This window comes from Tamlana crocina (assembly GCF_012037625.1).
Window position 1 is genome coordinate 1 of record NZ_JAAVJS010000788.1, and the last position, 295, is coordinate 295.

1 protein-coding gene is annotated in these 295 nt (G+C 40.3%); it reads left to right on the plus strand.

Annotated features, from left to right (window positions below; all coding sequences use genetic code 11):
• The coding region (locus HC176_RS19010) for an S-adenosylmethionine:tRNA ribosyltransferase-isomerase (protein WP_167920525.1) at positions 1–295 on the plus strand (295 nt) is incomplete at both ends.

A 295-nucleotide genomic window follows, 5' to 3' on the forward strand; every position in this document is an offset into this window, starting at 1 on the left:
GTTTTGAACCGTAAAGATCAAACTATTGAGCACAAACAATTCAAAGATCTTATCGATTATTTCGAGCCACAGGACGTGATGGTATTGAACAATACTAAGGTTTTTCCTGCACGTTTGTTCGGAAATAAGGAGAAGACCGGTGCCCGTATCGAAGTGTTTTTGTTGAGAGAATTAAATGCTGAAACCCGTTTATGGGATGTGCTGGTAGATCCTGCCAGGAAAATAAGGATAGGGAACAAACTCTATTTTGGAGAGGATGAAAGCCTTGTGGCTGAAGTCATTGACAACACTACTT